Origin of the sequence: Nocardia anaemiae NBRC 100462 (assembly GCF_001612725.1) — a bacterium.
Taxonomy (GTDB): domain Bacteria; phylum Actinomycetota; class Actinomycetes; order Mycobacteriales; family Mycobacteriaceae; genus Nocardia; species Nocardia anaemiae.
Map to the genome: position 1 here is coordinate 96,040 of NZ_BDAZ01000014.1, position 15,615 is coordinate 111,654.

A 15,615-nucleotide genomic window follows, 5' to 3' on the forward strand; every position below is an offset into this window, starting at 1 on the left:
AGTTCCTCCTGTGTCCGATTCGCAGCGCCTGCGGCGCTGCGTGTTCGCGCCCCTTGCCTCTCGCGCGAACGGGCGCTCGTAAAACTCGCTCCGTCGTGGTCCGGTTGGGGGCGTCGAACGAACAGCCTATGGCAGCAGACGAGCAGGCCGGGCGACAGGTCAGTGCGCGCCACCGACGCATGCGCAGAACAACTGGGCGTCACCGTCGAGGGCTTGGGCGCGAATCTCGGTGTCGGCCGCCGATATCCACGCCGCCGCACCGCGTTCCAGCACCAGCTCACTCACCCCTTGCCACAACCGCACCTTCCCCGCCGTGCACAGCACGATGCCCGGGCCCGCGGATGTCAGTGGCACCCGACCGGATTCGGCGGTCAGGTCGAAGCGCCGCAGCGCGAACTCCGGCGCGGGTGTCCGATAAAGCAGCGATCCATCGCCCGCCGGTTCCGGTAGCACCACCGGCAGATCGATCGGCTCGAAATCCAGTACCCGCAGCAATTCCGGCACATCGACATGCTTGGGTGTCAGACCACCGCGCAACACATTGTCGGAGTTGGCCATGATCTCCACACCGAGCCCGCGCAGATACGCGTGCAGGTTGCCCGCAGCCAGGAACAGTCCCTGTCCCGGTTCCAGCGTCAACCGATTGAGCAGCAATGCGGCCAGCACACCGGCATCGCCCGGATATGCCTCGGCGAGTTCGAGCGTGGTCCGCGCCTCGGCGGTGAACTCCCGGGGGCCCTTCTCCGAGAGATAGCGCACGCACCCGTCGAGCACCTGGGGCAGCAGTGTGCCGAGAATATTCTGCGGCAGCGTGATCCAGGTCGTGAACAGTGTTCGCAGTCCAGCCGAATCTGGTTGGGCGGCAAGCAGTTCCGCATATGAGCGCAGTCCGGGCACATCCAGTGCGCGCAGCAGCTCGACCGTGCGCCGTGGATCCCGGAATCCGGCCAGCGCCTCGAACCGGTCCAGCGCCACAACCAGTTCCGGCTTGTGGTTCTCGTCGCGGTAGTTGCGCATCGGCGAATCCAGCGGCACCCGCGCGAGATTCTCCCGTTCGAATCCGGCCCGCGCCTGCGCCGAACTCGGATGCGCCTGCAGCGATAGCGGTTCCTCGGCGGCGAGGATCTTCAACAGGAACGGCAGCCGCCCGCCGAATTCCGGTGCGGCGGGACCGAGTTCGCGCTCCGGATCGTCGGCGACCAATTCCAGCAGCGAGCGGGTGCTGTTCGCCAAGCGGACATGCGCCGGATCGGCGGGATGCGCGCCGAACCACAGCTCCGCCTCCGGATGCGCGGAAGGGACCGGTCGGCCGCACAACTGAGCGAGTGCGGTGCGTGAACCCCAGGCATAGGAACGCAGCGCACCAACGAGTTCGTGCACTAGTAGTGTCCCCCGTCGAGCTGTTCCGTGGACGGTGCCGCACCACCACGCGAGCCGATCAAGCGCAGATAGGCGGCGGCCATTTCCAAGCGCAGCGCGAGCACCGCGAGTTGTTCGAGTTCGCTGGCGTGGGCGAGGGTGCCGGGCATGGGTGCGCCCGAGTCATCCACTCTGGCGGGCATGGGCGCGGTGGGATCGGTGAGCGAGGTGTGCAGCAGTTCGACATCCGCGCTCACCAGATCGGCGTCGACGAGACCCGATCCGTTGCCGCCGAAGACGGCGAGCCGACGACGCGCCGCGGTCTGATCCAGATCCGTACTGAACACGAACACCTGGACGCGTTCCACCGGCGCCGGTCCGTCGAGCTCCTCGTCGTGGAACAGCGGATCGAAGTTCGGCGCGGATTCGCCTGCGGCCTCGACCATTCGGGGATTTGCGGCAACGGCCTCGGCCAGATGCACCGCGGTGGCCACCTTGCCCGCCGACTGCAACAGCACCTCGGCGCCGTGCTCGGCCAGCTCGCTGGCGGCCGGGGAGTCCCCGGCCAGCACGATCGCGCGCTGCTGCATGCGGGCGGCCAGCGTCTTGGCCGGATTGTGGAAGACCTCATTGTGTGGGCCATCGCGCAATGCCTCGGCATCGAGCACATCGGCCAGCTCGGTCAGATCGGGTACCAGCGCACCCGAGCGGGTCGGATCGACGATGCGCAGCACCGCGATACAGGCCGCGAGGAAGCGCAGCAGCCGATTATGGTCCAGGACCGGAATTCGCGGCTGCAGCAACGACGTACGCCCGGCCGCGGCGGCCCGTAGTGGGCCTTCGTGCGGTGCCGCGACCACGACCTCCGCGCCGCGGCGCTGGGCCCGGTCGACCGCATCGATCAGCCGGGGATCGCCCGCGTCGTCACCCGCGACGAGCACCACGTCCAGCGGACCGACCCAGGGCGGCAGGGCGGCGACCGGGACCACGGGTAGGCCCGCGCGGTCGCCGAGTGCGGCGACGATCAGACTCGCGGCGCGCGCGGCCCGGCCGGCGCCGGAGACCAACACCACGCTGCGTGGTCGCAGATCAGCGAGGCGCGCGAGCGCGTCCTCACCGACCGCGGCCGCGGTCGCGCGTACCTGCGCGCCGCCGGATGCCGCGGAGCGCAGGGCGCCGCCGACATCGGCAGCCTCGAGCGAAGCGGCATCATCGAGGTCGAGCACCGGTGTTCCAGCGATCATCGGGCATCCCACCTCCCCTCATCGCGCTGTGTGCGGTCCCGCCCTGCTCCCACCCGGGCTGCCGATTCGGAGGGATCGACAGCGGCGCCCAGGTCGGGCGAATCCAACGTCTGTAATTCCACTATTCCAGTCAGGAGCAAACGATGCTCAGAATCTTGGTATCGGGCCGAGTCGTCTACTTCCTCGGGCGTCGAATCCTGAGCCTGCACGTCCATTCCGGGCTGTGATTCCACTATCCCAGTCAGGACCGGACGATGCTCAGAATCTCGGTATCGGACTGGGCCGCTTACTTCCTCGGTGGTCGGCTCCTGAGCCTGCACGTTCATTCCGGGCTGTGATTCCACTATCCCAGTCAGGACCGGACGATGCTCAGAATCTCGGTCACGAGTGCGCTTACCTCTTCCGTCGAGCGGGCCTCGACGTTGAGCCGCAGCAACGGTTCGGTATTCGACGCGCGCAGATTGAACCAGGCGTCGTCGGCGAGCGCAACGGTGACCCCGTCCAACCGATCCACCGACTTGGCCCGATCCCGGAATGCGTCCACTACGGCCATCGTCCGCTCCTTCGCGTCCGCCACTGTCGAGTTGATCTCTCCGGAGGCCGCATATGTCTCGTACGACGACATCAGCTCCGAGATCGGCCGGTCCTTCTCGCCGAGCGCCGCGAGCACGTGCAGGGCCGCGAGCATGCCGGAATCGGCGCCCCAGAAATCGCGGAAGTAGTAGTGCGCGGAATGCTCGCCGCCGAATACCGCACCGGTGGCCGCCATCTCCTGCTTGATGAACGAGTGCCCGACCCGGGTGCGCACCGGAGTGCCGCCGAGTTCGTGCACGAGTTCGGGCACCGCATGCGAGGTGATCAGATTGTGGATGATGACCGCGCCGGGTTCCTTGGCCAGCTCGCGCTCGGCGACCAGCGCGGTGATGGCCGACGGCGAAATCGGATCGCCGTTCTCGTCGACCACGAAGCAGCGGTCGGCGTCGCCGTCGAAGGCCAGGCCGATATCGGCGCCGGACTTACGGACCAGATCCTGCAGATCGACCAGATTCTTCGGATCGAGCGGATTGGCCTCGTGATTGGGGAACGACCCGTCCAGCTCGAAGTAGAGCGGCACCAGGGTCAGCTGCGCCACGGTGCCCAGTACCTCGGGCACCGTGTGTCCACCCATGCCGTTGCCCGCGTCCACCGCGATGGTGAGCGGGCGGACACCGTCGAGATCGACCAGCCCGCGCAGGAACTTCGCGTAATCGGCGAGCAGATCGGTCGAGGTGGCGCTGCCCCGCGTTCCGTCGTAGCCGGGTACCCCGTTGATCACCTCGTCCCTGATCGCCGCCAGGCCGGTGTCCTGGCCCACCGGAAGCGCCTTTGCACGGCACAGCTTGATGCCGTTGTAGCGGGCCGGATTGTGGCTGGCGGTGAACATCGCGCCGGGGCAGTCGAGGCGACCGGAGGCGAAGTAGAGCTGATCGGTCGAGGCGAGGCCGATATGCACCACGTCGAGACCCTGGCCGAGCACGCCGTCGGCGAAGGCGCTGGCCAATTCCGGGGAGGACTCGCGCATATCGTGTCCGATGACCACGCGGGTCGCGCCCTCGGCGCGCATCAACCGCGCGAACGCGGCCCCCACATCCTTGACGAATTCTCCGTCGATCTGTTCACCGACGACCCCGCGAACGTCATAAGCCTTGATCACCGCGTTCACGAATTCGGCAGAGCGGGCCACTGTCATGGTGACCACCCTAGTGGCTCGCGCCGACACCCCTGACACGGTCCCGTCCGAGGGCTAGCTGGGCGGGTCCGGGAGTACTCGGAGGTGTCCGCGCCGCCCGGTGCGCGTGGCGCGCGGTGCGGGCGGGGCGTAATCGGAATAGCCACGCTGGTCGTGCTCCGAGGGACGGCGGCGCAGACCGGCCTCGCGGACCGCTTCGGCCAATGCCGTCAGATCATCGTCATCCGGTGTGCTGGAAGAGAATCCGCCTTCGTGGCGAACCATTTCCCAGCCCTTCGGTGCGGTGATGCGGGAAGCATGTGTTTCACACAGATCCCAGGAATGTGGTTCGGCCACCGTCGCCAGTGGCCCGACCACCGCGGTCGAGTCGGAGTACACGTAGGTGAGCGTCGCAACAGCGGGATTCTTGCAACCTGGTCGGCAGCAACGACGCATGGGGATCACGCCGATGAGAGTAACGCGCTCGACGTGGCGATGTGCTCAGACACGCTAAGGATTCGGCGATTTCGGGCGAGTTCACCCGCGCTCGGCGGTGTGTTCGTCACGCGCCTTCGGGATCGATGATGTCCGGATCGACGCCGAGATAGGTGGCGATCTGCTGCACGAGGACCTCGCGCAGCAGATCGACCAGATCGTCGGGATCGCCCGCGCGCAGTTCGAGTGGCTTGCGGAACAACACAACTCGGGCGCGAGTGGCCACCCCGTGCCGGTCCACGCCCGCCGGAATGAGCCGGGAAAGCGGGACCGGTCCGTCGGCCACCACCTCATCCGGCCAGGTGACCGAATCCGGATGCAGCGGACGGATTTTCGGCACATCGTCGACCGCGATATCGAGCTTGGTTAGGCGATCGTGCCACCGGGTGTCCAAGGGGGCGAAGGCCTCCAGGACCAGCCGGTCGAACTGCTGGCCCCTGGTGCGCCATGCCGGAACCGTCGGTGGGAGCATCGGCCCGCGCACCCCGCGCCCACGACGGATCACCGATCGTGCGGTCGGTGGACGACGATTACGTGAACGGGCCATGACTAGAAACTTAGTCAGCCCGCTTCCGCGATGCGCACTCGAGGCGGACTCATCCGCCTCCTGTCGACGAGAAAGCCACGCCGCGGACCGGCGGTCGATCGTGCCTCGACTGCCGGGCGTGCCCCAGGAATTACCCATGTGCTCACGATTCAGGTGTCGCCTGAGCGACGGGTAACCCTGGGGGCCGCCAGAGTCTGCTAACCGATGCCGCGCTTCAGGCGGCGCCGCTCTCGTTCGGAGAGGCCGCCCCAGATTCCGAAGCGTTCATCGTGGGCGAGTGCGTACTCCAGGCACTCGTCGCGTACCTCGCAGCCCATGCAGATCCGTTTGGCCTCACGGGTCGAGCCGCCCTTCTCGGGGAAGAACGCCTCCGGATCGGTCTGTGCGCATAGGGCACGTTCCTGCCACTGCTCCTCGATCGATTCGAACATCTCGTCGAAGCCCGTCACGACCAAGCTGAGCCGGGGTGCTGTCACTCCGTCGGTCATCTCAGGCCCGATCCGGTCCGGTTCGATCCGACCGATCTCTGCGCAGACGCCACGTGCTGCGCCTGCTGTGGAATCGGTTTGCGATACGCCGCCCGGCATGCCCGAAGGGGCCAGCTCATTGGCCATCGCTCCGCCTCCTCACTGTGTGTTAGCGCAGATTGATTCTTTCCGTCGGACCAACACGCACACCGACGGCCGTACCCCGCGACGTTGTCCCGCGGACATCCCCGAGCTTGTCACCCCGGTGCGAACGTGTGTTCGAAAAACCGTCCGCGCCTTGAACTCTCGCGCGAACCCGAAATGACATGACTGTGATTAGACACGCCGAACGTGTCGATGGTCAAGCCGCCGTCGCAATTCCGTTACTATCCGCTACCGCTTTCCGGAGCTGATCTTGAACGCGGAATAGCAAATGAGCAGCAAATACGAGCTGAACCGCGGCCGCTCCGACAGCGCATAGGCTGTGTCGATGTGACTCCACAACAAGCGGACACCGCACCCGCAAGTGGGCCCAAGATCGCCGTCCTGGTGGGCGGGGTCGGCGGCGCGCGCTTCCTTCAGGGCGTCCGGGAACTACTGCCCGATGCGGACGTTTCCGCCATCGTCAATGTCGGTGACGACGTCTGGATGCACGGCCTCCGGATCTGCCCCGACCTCGATACCTGCATGTACACCCTCGGCGGCGGAATTGATACCGAACGCGGTTGGGGCCGGGTCGCCGAAACCTGGCACGCCAAGGAAGAACTGGCCAAATACCATGCCCAACCCGATTGGTTCGGTTTGGGGGATCGCGATATCGCCACGCACTTGGTCAGAACCGAAATGTTGCGCGCCGGATACCCGCTCTCCGCGGTCACCGAGGCGTTGTGCAATCGGTGGCAGCCGGGCGTAAAACTCATCCCGGCTACCGACGATCGCTGCGAAACACATGTCGTTGTCAGCGACCCCGACAACCCTGGCGAACGCCGCGCGATCCATTTTCAAGAGTGGTGGGTTCGCTACCGTGCGGACATCCAGACGCACGGATTCGCCACAATTGGGGCCGATGAAGCCAAACCGGCGCCAAATGTGACGCAGATCATAGCCGAGGCCGATGTCGTGCTACTGGCCCCCTCCAACCCCGTGGTGAGCATCGGCGCCATCCTCGCGGTGCCCGGCATCCGCGGCGCACTGCGCACCACCGAGGCCAAGGTGATCGGCATCTCCGGCGTGATCGACGGAAAACCGTTGCGCGGCATGGCCGATGAATGCCTCTCGGTGATCGGCGTGGAAACCACCGCCGAGGCGATCGGACGCCACTATGGCGCGCGCTCGGCCACCGGCATCCTGGACGGGTGGCTGATCCACAGCACCGATACGGCGGATGTGCCCGGCGTCGAAGTGCGCAGCGTGCCGCTATTGATGACCGATCCGCCGACCACCGCCGAAATGGTGCGGGAGGCGCTCGACCTGGGCGGCGTGAGGGAGCGCAGCGAGCGAACCAAAGACACAGCGCCGCCGGTCGTGGCGGCACCGAGCGTCAGCGAGGTGAGGCCATGACTACGCAAGAGCCATTGACGGGGCCGACCGATCACGCCGCGGGGGAGTTGCGGATCCTGCCGATCACCGGTCTGCCGGAATTCCGGCCCGGCGACGATCTGGCCGAACAGCTCGCCGCCGCCGCGCCCTGGTTGGTCGACGGCGACATTCTCGTCGTCACGAGCAAGATCGTCGCCAAGGTCGAGGGCCGCATCGTCGAGGCGCCGCTGGATCCGGAGGAGCGCGATACCGCGCGCCGCGAGCTGGTGGAGCGGGAGGCGGTGCGCGTACTCGCGCGCAAGGGCCGCACGCTGATCACCGAGAACAAGCTCGGCATCGTGCAGGCCGCCTCCGGGGTGGACGGATCCAATGTCGAGCAGGGCGAACTCGTCCTGCTGCCATCGGATCCGGACGGGAGTGCCAAGGCGTTGCGCGACGCGCTGTCGGAGCGGCTCGGGGTCGACGTGGCGGTGGTCATCACCGACACCATGGGCCGGGCTTGGCGCAACGGTCAGACCGATACCGCCATCGGCGCCGCCGGATTGCGGGTGCTGCACGACTATGCGGGCGCGGTCGACGGGCAGGGCAATGAACTGCATGTCACTCAGGTGGCGGTGGCCGACGAATTGGCCGCCGCCGCGGATCTGGTGAAGGGCAAGCTCGGCGGCGTGCCGGTCGCGGTGGTGCGCGGGTTGCCGGTCGTCGATGACGGCTCCTGCGCCGCGGACCTGCTGCGCGGCGGCACCGATGACCTGTTCTGGCTCGGCACGGCCGAGGCGATCGAGCAGGGCCGTTCCGAGGCGCTGCTGCTGCGCCGCTCGATTCGTCAATTCGCCGATACCCCGGTCGATCCCGAACGCATCCGGGCCGCGGTCGCGAAGGCGCTCACCGCGCCCGCGCCGCATCACACCCGTCCGGTGCGTTTCGTCTGGATTCGCAAGCCGGGCCTGCGCGCGCAACTGTTGGCGGCCATGGCCGATAAGTGGCGGGCCGATCTCACCGCGGACGGTCTCGATCCGGAGCGGGTAGAACGCCGAATCGCCCGGGGCGGCATCCTGCACGACGCACCCGAGGTGATCATCCCGTTCTGCGTGCCGGACGGCGCGCACGACTATCCGGATGAGCGGCGGCGCGGCAACGAACGCACCATGTTCACCGTCGCGGTTGGCGCGGCGGTGCAGGGCCTGCTCGTCGCACTGGCGACCGAGGGCATCGGCAGCTGCTGGATCGGTTCCACCATCTTCGCCCCGGAGATCACCCGCGACATCCTCGGCCTCAATGATGACTGGAACCCCTTGGGCGCCATCGCGATCGGTCATCCCCTCGAAGAACTCACCCCACGTCCGGTCTTCGGTCCGGGCCCGGGTTTGGTCGAACTGTGAGCGAGGGGCCGAGGCACAGTGCGGACCCGCGCACGACGGAGCCGAGCACCAGTGAGGTGCGGTTGTGAGTGCCAGTTCGCTGCACACATCGGCAACGCAGCTGCTCGAGGCGTGGAAGCCCACGGGCGTCGATGCCTCGCTGCGCGAGGCGATGCTGGCCTTCCTCGGATCCGCACCGCGCGGGTGTCTGCGCGAGCACGCACCCGGTCACATCACCGCCTCGGCCGTCGTGTTCTCGCACGATGAGCGCCAGGTGCTGCTGACACTGCATCCGCGGGTCGGCCGTTGGATCCAACTCGGCGGGCACTGCGAGGAGGGCGACGAGACGGTGGCCGACGCGGCGCTACGCGAGGCGACCGAGGAGTCCGGTATGACAGGCCTGCGCATGGATCCCGAACTCTATGGCGTGCAGGCCCATCCGATCACCTGCTCGCTCGGCGTCCCGACCCGCCACCTCGACCTGCTGTTCCGCATCGTCGCGCCGCCCGGTGCGGTTCCCATTCGCAGTCATGAATCCACCGACCTGCGCTGGTGGCCGATCGACGCACTGCCCGACAACGCCGACGTGCTACTTCGCTGAAGCTGCCCAGCTCGATCGCCGCATCATCCCGGCACTGGACGGGAAGACGCGGCGATCGTCGTATCTGGCCTGCCGAGCTGTCCGATTTGCCGTTTCCGCCAGTCTTTACAAATTCATAAATTTGTCTAGACACAGGACAAGTTGATCTCTAATGTCCAAGTAAGTGGTACTGCGCATCACATGTGATGTGCCGCTTGGATGAGGAGACAACGATGTCCACGGAAACCCATGCGCCAGGCCGCCCGGCCGCGGCCACCGATTGGCGCGACCGCAAGCGATACCTGTGGCTATGGGGGCTGTTCGCACCGACCGGCCTTTTCACCATCGGCCTTCCGCTGGTCTGGGCATTCAACGAATTCGGCTGGCACCGGCTGGCCCAGGTGCCGTTCTGGCTGGGCCCGGTGCTGGTCTACGTGGTGATCCCGCTGGCCGATATCTTCTTCGGCCCGGACGGCGACAATCCGCCCGACGAGGTGATGGAGTACCTGGAGAACGACCGGTACTACCGCTATCTCACCTACCTCTACCTGCCGTTCCAGTACGCGACGCTGGTCATGGGGTGCTACCTGATCACGGCGGACGATCTGAGCTGGCTCGGCATCGACGGCGGGCTGCACATCGTCGACAAGATCGGCCTGGCCATCACGATCGGCATGATCGGCGGCATCGGCATCAATACCGCGCACGAACTCGGCCACAAGAAGGTCGATCTGGAGCGCTGGCTCTCGCGCATCGCCCTGGCCCAGTCGTTCTACGGTCACTTCTATATCGAGCACAACCGCGGCCATCATGTGCGCGTCGCGACACCCGAGGATCCCGCGAGTTCCCGTGTGGGCGAATCGTTCTGGGCCTTCTGGCCGCGCACGGTATGGGGCAGCTTCAGCTCATCGTGGCGGCTGGAGAAGACTCGGCTGGATCGGCTGGGCAAGAAGTCGTGGAGTCTGCGCAACGAGGTGCTCAGCGCCTGGCTGATGTCGGTGGCGCTGTATGCGGTGCTGCTCGCGGTATTCGGAATCGGCCTGCTGCCGTATCTGATCCTGCAGGCCATCATCGGATTCAGCCTGCTGGAGGCGGTCAACTACCTCGAGCATTACGGGTTGGTCCGGCAGCGCACGGCCTCCGGGCGATATGAGCGGCCAGCTCCCGTGCACAGCTGGAACAGCGACCACATCGTCACCAACATCTTCCTGTACCACCTGCAGCGGCACAGTGACCATCACGCCTACCCGACCCGCCGCTATCAGACGCTGCGTAGTTGGGACGGTGCGCCGAATCTGCCGAGCGGCTACGCCAGCATGATTCTGCTCGCCTACTTCCCGCCGCTGTGGCGGCGCGTGATGGACAAGCGGGTGCTCGCGCATTACGGCGGCGATATCACCCGCGCGAACATCCATCCGGCCAAGCGGGACAAGGTGATCGCGCGCTACGGCACGGCCGCATCGGAGGCGTGATCATGAGCGAGCGAATCATGTGCCAGCGCGTGTTGCGCATGCCGGAGCCGAGCGCCAGCGAGGCGCAGGCATGAGCAGTTTTCGTTGTCCCGTCTGCGATTACGTCTACGACGAGTTGAAAGGCGCACCGCACGAAGGGTTTCCGGCGGGTACCGGGTGGGAAAAGATACCCGACGACTGGTGCTGTCCCGACTGCGGCGTGCGCGAGAAGATCGACTTCGAACCGATGGAGGTTCCCAAATGAGTGAATACAAGCTGTTCCAATGCATCCAGTGCGGCTTCGAATACGACGAGGCCAAGGGCTGGCCGGAGGACGGGATCGAGCCGGGCACCCGTTGGGACGACATTCCGGACGACTGGACCTGCCCGGACTGCGGCGCCGCCAAGGCCGACTTCTACATGGTCGAGATCGAACGGTCGTGAATTTTGACTGCGGCAACTACCCGTGACAACCTCGCGGGTATGCCGCGCAACGGACCCCCGCGGCACGAGCGACGGTCCCGGAGGCGGGAGCGCAGCGTAACCACGGAGGGACCCGGGAGTGACGCAAATCAGACCCAAGCTTTCCTATCAGGAGGCGGCGCGGGAACTCCTGCGCACCTCCGTCCTGGATTCGATGCGCGAGCTGCTGACCGAGCGGGACTGGTCCAAGATCACCCTCGGTGATGTGGCCACCCGCGCCGGTGTCAGCAGACAGACCCTGTACAACGAATTCGGTTCGCGCGCCGGGCTCGCGCAGTCCTATGCGCTACGCCTGGCCGACGATCTGGTCGATCATGTCGGCTCCGCGATCAACGGCAATATCGGCGACGCGCGCGCCGCATTCGAGGAGGGGCTGCGCGACTTCTTCCAGGCGGCCGCCGCCGACCCGCTGGTCCAGTCGCTGGTCGCCGGTGAGGTGAAGCTGGATCTGTTGCGGCTCATCACCCTTGATGCCGAGCCGTTGGTCGAACATGCGACCGCGCGGCTGTCCATCGCGTTCCAGCACAGCTGGGTACAGGCGACGATCGCCGAATCCGATGTGCTGGCACAGGCTCTGGTGCGTATCGCGCTGAGCTACATCCCGACACCGCCCGCGGCGGGCCGCAATGCGCCCGCCGAATTGAGTGCCGTTTTCAGCCCGTATGTCGAGGCGATTCTGGCCGCGCGTGAGCGGCACTGATTCCACCACTGGGAAATTGACCGTTTGCGGCGAGTATGCCCTGATCATGACCCCATGTGAAGGTGCTGAAAAACCAACTGCCAGGCATGTAACGGTTGCCATTCTTTCGCCGCCAAGCTGCTGTGTAACGGACGTAAGGTCTGTATGTATTGTCATGCGTCGGAGTTAGGGAACTTATTTAGCGGGGCAAACGTGCAAGCGGTTGGCAAACCGGCGGGGTCGCCCGACCCCAAACGCCATCTGTGGGTTCTCGGGCTGATCGCTCCTGCGATCGCGTTGTTGCCGTCGCAGCTGGTTTTGCGTACCGGCACCCCGGTCTTCTGGTGGATCGGGCCGATCATCGTGTTGATCGTCATCCCGGTGCTGGACTGGGTGGTCGGTGTGGACGGCAGCAATCCTCGCGACGAGGATTACGAGCTGCTGTCCAACGATCGGTACTACCGGTGGTGCACCTATCTGTTCCTGCCGGTTCAGTTGGTCGGCCTGGTCATCGCCGCCGTCATGTGGTCGGGCGACGAGCTGGCCGTGGTCGACAAGCTCGGGCTGGCAATGACTCTCGGGTTCGTCAGCGGTATCGGCATCAACGCGGCGCATGAACTGGGACATCGGGTCGAACATCTGGAGCGCTGGTTGGCCAAACTTTCGCTGGCGCAATCCGGATACGGACACTTCTTCGTCGAGCACAACCGCGGCCATCACGCACGCGTGGCCACGCCGGAGGATCCGGCCAGCGCCAGGTTGGGTGAATCGCTCTGGGAGTTCTTGCCGCGCAGCATTTCCGGCGGATACCGCTCTGCCATCCGACTCGAACGCGAGCGCCTGACCCGTAAGGGCAAGCGCTGGTTCAGCCTGGACAACCACATCCTGCAGGCGTGGGGTATGAGTGTGGTGCTGTTCGGCACGCTGCTGTCGATCTTCGGCTGGCGCGTGCTGCCGTATCTGGCGCTGCAGGCGGTGATCGGCGTCGTGCTGCTGGAGACGGTGAACTACATCGAGCACTACGGACTGCTGCGGGCCCGCCGACCCAATGGCCTCTATGTGCGCTGCTCGCCGCGCGACAGCTGGAACAGCGACCATCTGGTCACCAACATCTTCCTGTTCCACCTGCAGCGGCACAGCGACCACCACGCCAATCCGGGCCGCCGGTATCAGACCCTGCGCAGTTCGATGCAGGCGCCGCAACTGCCCGCCGGATACCTGTCCATGATCGTGTTCGCGGCCATCCCGCCGCTGTGGCGACACATCATGGATCACCGCGTACTGGCACATTACGGCGGCGACATCACCCTCGCGAATATCCAGCCGCGCAAGCGCCGTCGGATCCTGATGTCCTATGGCGTGACCGCGTAGTCCGGCGGGTGTACTGAGCGGTTAGCCTTGACCCGGTACTGACGAACCAGGAGAGGCTGATAGAGGCAGATGACGACCTCAGAACTTCCCGCACGCACGTCCCTGATCGCCGATGTCCGAAACGGCATCGATTACAAGGTGGCGGATCTGTCGCTGGCCGAATTCGGTCGCAAGGAGATCCGCCTCGCCGAGCACGAGATGCCCGGTCTGATGGCGCTGCGCCGCGAGTACGCGGAGGTGCTGCCGCTGAAGGGTGCCCGCATCTCCGGTTCGCTGCACATGACCATCCAGACCGCCGTGCTGATCGAGACGCTGACCGCGCTGGGCGCCGAGGTCCGCTGGGCCTCCTGCAACATCTTCTCCACCCAGGACCACGCCGCCGCGGCGGTCGTCGTCGGACCGCACGGCACCGTGGACGAGCCCAAGGGCACCCCCGTCTTCGCCTGGAAGGGCGAGACCCTGGAGGAGTACTGGTGGGCCGCCGAGCAGATGCTGACCTGGCCGGGTGAGCCTGCCAATATGATCCTCGACGACGGCGGTGACGCCACCATGCTGGTGCTGCGCGGCGCGCAGTTCGAGAAGGCGGGCGTGGTGCCGCCGGAGGACGAGGACCACTCGACCGAGTACAAGGTCTTCCTGAACCTGCTGCGCGAGCGCTTCGAAACCGATAAGACCAAGTGGGGCAAGATCGCCGCATCGGTGCAGGGCGTCACCGAGGAGACCACCACCGGCGTGCTGCGGCTCTACCAGTTCGCGGCGGCGGGTGAGCTGGTGTTCCCGGCGATCAATGTCAACGACTCGGTCACCAAGTCCAAGTTCGACAACAAGTACGGCACCCGCCACTCGCTCATCGACGGAATCAACCGGGGCACCGACGTTTTGATCGGTGGCAAGAAGGTACTGATCTGCGGCTACGGCGACGTCGGCAAGGGCTGCGCGGAATCGCTTGCGGGACAGGGCGCCCGGGTACAGGTCACCGAAATCGATCCGATCAACGCACTGCAGGCGCTGATGGACGGCTACGACGTCGTCACCGTCGAGCAGGCGATCGGCCAGGCCGATATCGTCATCACCTCGACCGGCAACAAGGACATCATCACCCTCGATCACATGAAGGCGATGAAGGACCAGGCCATCCTCGGCAACATCGGTCACTTCGACAACGAGATCGATATGGCGGCGCTGGAGCGTTCCGGCGCAACGAAATTGAATATCAAGCCGCAGGTCGACCTGTGGACGTTCAAAGAGTCCGGCAAGTCCATCATCGTGCTGTCCGAGGGCCGACTGCTGAATCTCGGCAATGCCACCGGACATCCGTCGTTCGTGATGTCGAACAGCTTCTCCAATCAGGTGATCGCGCAGATCGAACTGTGGACCAAGCCGGAGGAGTACGACAACGAGGTCTACCGCCTGCCCAAGCATCTGGACGAGAAGGTCGCGCGCATCCACGTCGAGGCGCTCGGCGGCACGCTGACCAAGCTCACCAAGGATCAGGCCGAGTACATCGGCGTCGACGTCGAGGGCCCCTACAAGCCCGACCACTACCGCTACTGAGCCGCGGCCGGTAGCACCGAAAAGGCCTGCGCCCCGCCGACCGAGCCCGGTCGGCGGGGTGCTGTCATTCGGTGTCGTGGCCTGGCGGTAGCCTGCTCGCCATGGGAGTGTTGGTTGCGGTCGAGGGCCTCGACGGCGCTGGGAAGCGGACGCTGATCGACAGCGTTGTCGCGAACCTGCGCGCGCGGGGTCTGCGTGCGCAAACACTTGCGTTTCCACGTTATGACCAGTCCATCCACGCCGATCTCGCGGCCGAGGCATTGCGTGGCGCTCATGGCGATCTCGCCGATTCGGTGCACGGCATGGCACTGATGTTCGCACTCGATCGGGCGGCGGCTCGCGATGACCTGTCGAAGTTGTTGGCCGACAACGACATCGTGATCCTGGACCGCTATGTGGCCTCCAATGCCGCGTATTCGGCTGCCCGCCTGCATCAGTCGGCCGACGGCGAAATCGTGCGCTGGGTGGGCGAATTGGAGTTCGGTCGGTTCGAGCTGCCGGTGCCGACGCTGCAGCTGTTGCTGGACGTGCCGACCGACGTCGCGGCCGAGCGTGCCAGGCTGCGTGGCGAACTCGACGACAGTCGCGCCCTCGATGCCTACGAGCGCGACGGCGGACTACAGCGACGCACCGGCGAGGTGTACCGTGAGCTGGCCGAACGGGACTGGTACGGGCCGTGGTCGAGATACCGATCCGGTGACGATCCGGCGACGCTCACTACTCGTTTGGTCGAAATTGTTGCCGGATAAGGTTGGATGTGCGGCGGGATTGCACCAG

At 65.8% G+C, this 15,615-nt stretch carries 16 protein-coding genes; 10 read left to right on the forward strand and 6 right to left on the reverse strand.

Going from position 1 to position 15,615, the window contains the following annotated elements; all coding sequences use genetic code 11:
* Window positions 1-159 precede the first annotated feature (159 nt).
* From manA to NA5_RS09765, 6 genes are all read right to left on the reverse strand, one after another.
* Window positions 160-1,380 carry a mannose-6-phosphate isomerase, class I gene (gene manA / locus NA5_RS09740; protein WP_062984208.1) on the reverse strand — a complete coding sequence of 407 codons (1,221 nt, stop codon included), beginning with the start codon at window positions 1,378-1,380 and terminating at the stop codon, window positions 160-162.
* Complete coding sequence (locus tag NA5_RS09745) at window positions 1,380-2,603, reverse strand: hypothetical protein (protein WP_062984210.1); 1,224 nt, start codon at window positions 2,601-2,603, stop codon at window positions 1,380-1,382. The genes manA and NA5_RS09745 overlap by 1 nt, the downstream gene beginning before the upstream one ends.
* Before the next feature lie 352 nt (window positions 2,604-2,955).
* Entirely contained in the window at window positions 2,956-4,326 is a 1,371-nt protein-coding gene (locus NA5_RS09750) for a phosphomannomutase/phosphoglucomutase (RefSeq protein WP_174555218.1), read from the reverse strand.
* A gap of 60 nt (window positions 4,327-4,386) precedes the next feature.
* Window positions 4,387-4,767 carry a DUF3499 domain-containing protein gene (locus NA5_RS09755; RefSeq protein ID WP_084483993.1) on the reverse strand — a complete coding sequence of 127 codons (381 nt, stop codon included), beginning with the start codon at window positions 4,765-4,767 and terminating at the stop codon, window positions 4,387-4,389.
* Window positions 4,768-4,873: 106 nt separating this feature from the next.
* Window positions 4,874-5,353 carry a metallopeptidase family protein gene (locus tag NA5_RS09760; protein WP_169338101.1) on the reverse strand — a complete coding sequence of 160 codons (480 nt, stop codon included), beginning with the start codon at window positions 5,351-5,353 and terminating at the stop codon, window positions 4,874-4,876.
* 197 nt (window positions 5,354-5,550) lie between these two features.
* The gene (locus tag NA5_RS09765) at window positions 5,551-5,784 is read right to left on the reverse strand and encodes a WhiB family transcriptional regulator (RefSeq protein WP_029901515.1); all 234 of its coding nucleotides are present in this window, start codon (window positions 5,782-5,784) and stop codon (window positions 5,551-5,553) included.
* 528 nt (window positions 5,785-6,312) lie between these two features.
* On the opposite strand from NA5_RS09765, the gene cofD reads away from it, so the two are divergent.
* From cofD to NA5_RS09815, 10 genes are all read left to right on the forward strand, one after another.
* Window positions 6,313-7,380: a 2-phospho-L-lactate transferase gene (cofD, locus tag NA5_RS09770; protein ID WP_245672173.1), complete on the forward strand. Its 1,068-nt coding sequence runs from the start codon at window positions 6,313-6,315 to the stop codon at window positions 7,378-7,380.
* Window positions 7,377-8,741 (forward strand): coenzyme F420-0:L-glutamate ligase, encoded by a 1,365-nt coding sequence (locus NA5_RS09775; RefSeq protein WP_062984214.1) that lies wholly within the window; start codon window positions 7,377-7,379, stop codon window positions 8,739-8,741. Before cofD ends, NA5_RS09775 begins: the two co-directional genes overlap by 4 nt.
* Window positions 8,742-8,805: 64 nt before the next feature.
* Complete coding sequence (locus tag NA5_RS09780) at window positions 8,806-9,321, forward strand: NUDIX hydrolase (RefSeq protein WP_062984216.1); 516 nt, start codon at window positions 8,806-8,808, stop codon at window positions 9,319-9,321.
* Window positions 9,322-9,533: 212 nt separating this feature from the next.
* Complete coding sequence (locus NA5_RS09785; RefSeq protein WP_062984326.1) at window positions 9,534-10,772, forward strand: alkane 1-monooxygenase; 1,239 nt, start codon at window positions 9,534-9,536, stop codon at window positions 10,770-10,772.
* Between the two features lie 70 nt (window positions 10,773-10,842).
* The gene (locus tag NA5_RS09790; protein ID WP_062984218.1) at window positions 10,843-11,016 is read left to right on the forward strand and encodes a rubredoxin; all 174 of its coding nucleotides are present in this window, start codon (window positions 10,843-10,845) and stop codon (window positions 11,014-11,016) included.
* Window positions 11,013-11,195: a rubredoxin gene (locus tag NA5_RS09795; RefSeq protein WP_062984220.1), complete on the forward strand. Its 183-nt coding sequence runs from the start codon at window positions 11,013-11,015 to the stop codon at window positions 11,193-11,195. The genes NA5_RS09790 and NA5_RS09795 overlap by 4 nt, the downstream gene beginning before the upstream one ends.
* A gap of 118 nt (window positions 11,196-11,313) precedes the next feature.
* Complete coding sequence (locus tag NA5_RS09800) at window positions 11,314-11,934, forward strand: TetR/AcrR family transcriptional regulator (protein WP_062984222.1); 621 nt, start codon at window positions 11,314-11,316, stop codon at window positions 11,932-11,934.
* Window positions 11,935-12,126: 192 nt separating this feature from the next.
* Window positions 12,127-13,284 (forward strand): alkane 1-monooxygenase, encoded by a 1,158-nt coding sequence (locus tag NA5_RS09805; RefSeq protein WP_062984224.1) that lies wholly within the window; start codon window positions 12,127-12,129, stop codon window positions 13,282-13,284.
* A gap of 69 nt (window positions 13,285-13,353) precedes the next feature.
* Window positions 13,354-14,838, forward strand: a complete 1,485-nt coding sequence (ahcY, locus tag NA5_RS09810; protein ID WP_062984226.1) for an adenosylhomocysteinase — start codon at window positions 13,354-13,356, stop codon at window positions 14,836-14,838.
* 101 nt (window positions 14,839-14,939) lie between these two features.
* Complete coding sequence (locus NA5_RS09815) at window positions 14,940-15,587, forward strand: dTMP kinase (protein ID WP_062984228.1); 648 nt, start codon at window positions 14,940-14,942, stop codon at window positions 15,585-15,587.
* Window positions 15,588-15,615 lie beyond the last annotated feature (28 nt).

Coding starts and splice junctions, on each gene's coding strand:
- NA5_RS09785 (WP_062984326.1), top strand. CDS start 9,534: ATGTCCACGGAAACCCATGCGCCAGGCCGCCCGGCCGCGGCCACCGAT.
- NA5_RS09775 (WP_062984214.1), top strand. CDS start 7,377: ATGACTACGCAAGAGCCATTGACGGGGCCGACCGATCACGCCGCGGGG.
- NA5_RS09760 (WP_169338101.1), bottom strand. CDS start 5,353: ATGGCCCGTTCACGTAATCGTCGTCCACCGACCGCACGATCGGTGATC.
- NA5_RS09765 (WP_029901515.1), bottom strand. CDS start 5,784: ATGTTCGAATCGATCGAGGAGCAGTGGCAGGAACGTGCCCTATGCGCA.
- NA5_RS09755 (WP_084483993.1), bottom strand. CDS start 4,767: ATGCGTCGTTGCTGCCGACCAGGTTGCAAGAATCCCGCTGTTGCGACG.
- NA5_RS09795 (WP_062984220.1), top strand. CDS start 11,013: ATGAGTGAATACAAGCTGTTCCAATGCATCCAGTGCGGCTTCGAATAC.
- NA5_RS09745 (WP_062984210.1), bottom strand. CDS start 2,603: ATGATCGCTGGAACACCGGTGCTCGACCTCGATGATGCCGCTTCGCTC.
- NA5_RS09815 (WP_062984228.1), top strand. CDS start 14,940: ATGGGAGTGTTGGTTGCGGTCGAGGGCCTCGACGGCGCTGGGAAGCGG.
- NA5_RS09790 (WP_062984218.1), top strand. CDS start 10,843: ATGAGCAGTTTTCGTTGTCCCGTCTGCGATTACGTCTACGACGAGTTG.
- ahcY (WP_062984226.1), top strand. CDS start 13,354: ATGACGACCTCAGAACTTCCCGCACGCACGTCCCTGATCGCCGATGTC.